This window comes from Shewanella cutis, assembly GCF_022410515.1.
GTDB classification, from domain to species: domain Bacteria; phylum Pseudomonadota; class Gammaproteobacteria; order Enterobacterales; family Shewanellaceae; genus Shewanella; species Shewanella cutis.
This window is the reverse complement of record NZ_JACSDI010000043.1, coordinates 1-1,721: the sequence shown is the minus strand read 5'-3', so window position 1 is coordinate 1,721 and position 1,721 is coordinate 1. Positions and strand designations below refer to the sequence as shown.

Below are 1,721 nucleotides of genomic sequence, written 5' to 3'. Positions count from 1 at the left end.
CCCACACAGATTTCTTGTTTAGATTGTTAAAGAGCATTTGACCTTCAGCTTTCGCGTTACCGCTCAGCGGGTCAGGGCTGCGTATTTTACGCATTTCCCGTGTCGCGTCAAGGCGTTTTTGCAAACTTCTTGGCGCTTTCGAATCAACTGCACAATTTGCATTCGATTCGCACTGAAACCGCGTTAGCTTTCGCTGTCTGCCGTGTCAGTGGATGCGCATTATAGGCAGCTGAACTTTTTGTGCAAGGGCTTTTTGTCAGAAAATTACGATTAATCATCTAGACGCCTAGATATCCAGCAATATGAATAAAAAAGGGACTAAATAGTCCCTTTTTAAACTCATTTGGTTAACGAAACAGTAACTATGGGCTGAAGAAGCGCGATTCTTGCTCGACTTCGACTTCTTCACCATCAATATGGGTTTTCACTTTTATCTCGATGTTTGTCACTGAACGCGAAAGCTCAACAGGATCGACTCCAACGCTTATAGGTAAAGTTAGTACTTCACCCCCAGCAATAGTGACAGAAGTTGGTCCATACCACTTATAGTTGTTCAGACCTTCAACACTCATAGTGTATTCGTGGGCTTGTTCAGTCTTATTGAGAATCTTTAGGGTAAAGGTGTTTTCAATCAAGCCTTGATTATTTTCGCGATAGAGTTGATTACGGTCGCGGATAATATCCATACGTAAAGGCGCAATTGTCGCACTCGCATAGATAAAGATAAGGATCATCACGGCCAGTACCACGCCATAACCCACTAGCTTAGGACGTAATACTTTCTCTTTTACGCCTTCGAGTTTATTTTCGGTGGTATAGCTAATCAACCCAAGAGGGTAACCCATGCGTTCCATGGTTTGGTCGCACGCATCAATACACGCACCGCAGTTAATACATTCGTACTGTAAGCCGTTACGAATATCGATACCTGTTGGACATACTTGAACACAAAGATCACAGTCAATGCAGTCACCTAAGCCCATTTCTTTTGGATCGGCTTTACGTGAACGTGGACCTCGAGTTTCACCGCGCTTAGCATCGTAACCAACAATAAAGGTGTTTTTATCAAACATCGCTGATTGGAAACGGGCATAGGGGCACATATGGATACACATGATTTCACGCATCCAGCCCGCATTGCCGTATGTTGCGAGGGTAAAAAACACCACCCAAAAATAGATGCCACCTGAAGCATTAAGGGTAAAGACATCAATGTAGACTTCGCGGGTCGGCACAAAATAGGACACAAAAGTCATTGCTGTGAGTAGCGAAAGCAGAATCCAAGCTGCGTGCTTTGCGGTTTTTCGCCAAATTTTGTCAAAATTCCATGGCATTTGATCCAGCTTGATGCGTTTATTGCGTGCACCCTCGAGTTTTTCTTCAAACCAGATGAACATAAAAGTCCATACAGTTTGGGGGCAGGTATAACCACACCAAACTCGGCCAAGGTAGGTTGTCACAAAAAATAAGGCAAAAGCCGCGATCATAAAGAGTGCCGCAAGTAGGGTGAGATCCTGAGGCCAAATGGTTAAACCAAAGACGTGGAATTTCTGTTCGCCCAGATTAAACCATACGGCTTGACGGTCTCCCCAAGGGATCCAAGGTAAGATGAGGAAAAAGAGCATGGCAACCCAGCCCATACGGCGGCGTAAACGGCTCCATAATCCATCGATTGCGCGGACATAAATCCGATTGCGGGGGTTAAAACGATCAGCCTTATC

Annotated in this window: 1 protein-coding gene; it reads right to left on the bottom strand. The window is 44.8% G+C overall.

From position 1 onward, the window contains the following. Nucleotides 1-362: 362 nt before the first annotated feature. Nucleotides 363-1,721 (bottom strand): cytochrome c oxidase accessory protein CcoG (ccoG, locus tag H9J30_RS21525; RefSeq protein WP_240132840.1); only part of this gene is annotated, 1,359 nt, incomplete at its 5' end.